This is a genomic window from Nocardia sp. NPDC055321 (genome assembly GCF_053645575.1).
This window is the reverse complement of sequence record NZ_JBSHMS010000069.1, coordinates 1-3,190: the sequence shown is the minus strand read 5'-3', so window position 1 is coordinate 3,190 and position 3,190 is coordinate 1. Positions and strand designations below refer to the sequence as shown.

The following is a 3,190-nucleotide window of genomic DNA, read 5'->3' as shown; positions in this document are numbered from 1 at the left end:
ATCGCGCCGCCCTACCGGCTCCCGGGCGGGGGGTCCGTTTAAACCACCGGTCTTTGGGGCCCAGCCCGCGTTTCCCGCCCCCCCCGCGCGGCGGCGTCGGGTGGCTCCCGCCGCCCCCCGCCTCCACGGGGTGGAGGGGTATGGGTACCCCTATGGGTAATGCCCTGGCGGCGCCCGCCGAGCGCGGGGGACCATGGCGGAGTCGGTCGATCCCCCGCAGATCGTCCGACGCTCCCGGACGAGAAGGGCCGCACTCCACCCTTCCAGCACAACCGCCGCCGGAGGCGGCCCGTCTCTTCCGCGAGCGGCTACAGCAGACCGACCAGGCGGGCCCGCTCCACGGCGTCGACCCGTGTCTTGGCTTCGAGTTTGGTGTAGATCCCGCGCAGATGAGTCTTGATCGTATTGATGGACACCCCGAGGTCCGCGGCGATCTGTCCCATCGTGCGCCCGGAGGGAAGCTGTTTGAGCACAATCGTTTCCGACTCGGTCAGCGGCGGCAGCGTGCCGCCGCGCACCGCCGCCGGGTGATGCCGGAGCCGCTCGGCGTAGTCGTCGAGGCGCCCGAAGCGCCCCGTGTAGATATCGAGCAGTTCGATCGCCTCCGGCACGTCCAGCCACGGCGAGACCAGCGTGTCCGCGGCCGCGAGCCGCAGCGCCGTTTCCAGCGCCGACGCCGCCTTGGACGGCATGCCGAGGGTGTGCAGGACGTTCGCGTAGCGCAGCCACGCCGAGACCTCGGTGACCGAGTACAGGCGCCGGTCGCCCGACAGCAGCGGTTCGAGCAGCGTGCGCGCCGACCTGGGCTTGTGGGCGGCGTCGGCCAGCATGGCCTGCGCCAGAATCACTTCCGGGGTATCGCCGAGCACCGTGCGCGCCCGGTCCACCAGTTCCCGCGCCGGTCGCGGCTCACGCAGCTGCAACAGCGACCGCACGATGCCGGGCAGTTGTACGCCCTGATTGCCGGTGGGCAGCGGATCGGATTCCAGCAGCCGGAGCAGGCCGGCGCGCACCCGATGGACGGCGGTGTACCGGTCGGTGGCGACCCGGCTCAGCAGGAATTGGCAGGAGACCAGGGCGGTGAGGCCGGCGGCGGGCAGGCCCGCGTGATCGACCTCGTACGCGGCCGCCGCGATGTCGTGGATCTGTTGTTCGTCGAACTTCGCACCCTGTACGTACCGGGTCAGGGCGACCACCAGCTGCATGCGCTGGGTGTCACCCACATCGGTGACCTCGTACCGGGCCGCGTACTCGAGGGCGTGTTCGGCCCGGGCGCGCGCGACGGTGATCGCGCCCGCGTAGATGGCGGCCACGGTCAGCCGGGCCAGTGCCCGGGTCACGAGGCGATGCCGGCCGGTGCGCTCGGCCAGCGTGATACCCGTGCGCAGCAGGGCTTCACCGTGCTCGAGGCGCCCGCGCAGCAGCATGGCTCCGGCCACCTGAATCGCGAGATAGCAGTCGATGTCGAGATTGCCGGTCGCGAGCGAGTCCGAGTGGGTGGCCGGATCGTCCGGGCTCGCACCGGAACTCAGTACCGCGTCGATCGTCAGGGCGTAACCGAGGGCGTCCAGCCACTCCGGCGGGGCGAGGGACGGCAGGTGCGCGGGCTGGCTGCGGATCAGGTCGAGGTAGGCCAGGGCGTCCCGGTCCGCGCCGCGCATGACGGCGTCGATGGCGCGCAGGCGCCAGACGAACGGATCATCGGACAGCGCCGAGCCCGCGCGATCGAGTGCCGCGAGCAGGTGCGGACCCGAGCCGTCGAAGACGAGGCCGAGGCCCCTGTCGCGCACGAATTCGCGCAGCGGTTCGGGATCGAGCAGATCCACCAGGTGCGGGAGTGCGGCGGCGGGCCGTCCCGTCTCGCTCAGCCAGCCCGCCGTGGTCAGGCGCAGTTCGGACAGCGCCGCGTCACCGCGGCCGCGAGCCTCGGCGAGCAGATACGCCCGGATCATGGGGTGGTAGGTGAACCACAGCTCCCCGTCTCCGGTACATCGTGTGAAGGGAAAACCTTTGCGCTGCAATTCGTCCAGCATCTCGTGTGTGCGCTTGCCGAGCAGCCGGTCCGCGAGCGCCTCGGTGAATCGCTCCGGGACGCTGGTGCGAATCAGGAACTCCAGCAGCCGATCCGGCAGCGGGCGCAGGATCTCCGCGACCACGAAATCCACCACCGCGGGCGCGGGGCGCGCGAGCACGGCGAACGCCGCGGCGCGGTCCCGGGCACTGCCCGCCACCACCAGTGCGGCGATCCGCACCAGCGCGGGCCAGCCCTGGGTCAGGGTCGTGACCGTCGCGAGCTCGGCGGCGTCGAGCGGACAGCCGTTCCGGGTGAACAGTTGCGCCACTTGCGATTCGGACAGCGCCAGATCCCATTTGCGGATCCGGACCACGCGGCCCTCCACCCCGAGGGTGTGCCAGCGCAGTGGCGGTTCGTACCGCCCGGACAGCACGACGGTGAGGGTGCGCGGCGCGTGCCTGATGAGGTATTCGACGGCGGCCAGCACGAAGGAGTCGGTGATCAGGTGCGCGTCGTCGACCACCAGCACGGTCGGGGTCACGCGGTCGGCGAGGGCGTTGATCACGTGCGCGGCGAAGGTGATTCCCGGTGGCGGCGTACCGATTCCGAGTGCCGCGCAGAGCGCGTCGGTGACGACCGGCCAGCGGCCGCGATCGGCGTCGAAGGATTCGGTGATGGTCAGCCAGGCGACGGCGGTCTCGGGTGCGCTCGGGCGCAGCCGACGCTCGATCCAATCCAGCAGCAGCACGGTCTTTCCCGCGCCGGCGGGTGCGCTGAGCACCACCACGGCGCCACCCCGCGCGGGGTCGGCGGCGGCCAGGCGTTCGTAGAGCGCGGGCCGGGGGAGTGGTTCGCAGGCCAGGGTGGGCGGCCGGTAGGGCGCTTCGCGCTCCAGGGCCGACCGGGGACATTCAGATGTTCGTTGTGAGGTGGTCACCGAAACCTCCGGTTCGAGTGCAGACACATCACAACCGCCACCGGCGACTTTACAGCAAACAAGAGCCGGTCAAGCGTTCGATGGTCTTCCTCACAGGCATCGGCGGGAAGTGACGCGGCGCGCGGGGGGGGGGGGCCGGTGGTGGGGGGGTCGCCCCCCCCCGAGCCCGGGCCCCGGGCCGCCGCGGTGGGGGGGGGCCGGGGCGATGACAGTGTGTTTTAAAAAAATGTCGCGGCCCG

Annotated in this window: 1 protein-coding gene; it reads right to left on the bottom strand. The window is 71.4% G+C overall.

Annotated features, from left to right (window positions below; all coding sequences use genetic code 11):
• Positions 1-308 precede the first annotated feature (308 nt).
• Positions 309-2,951: a LuxR C-terminal-related transcriptional regulator gene (locus ACWIGI_RS41605; protein WP_454209213.1), complete on the bottom strand. Its 2,643-nt coding sequence runs from the start codon at positions 2,949-2,951 to the stop codon at positions 309-311.
• Positions 2,952-3,190 lie beyond the last annotated feature (239 nt).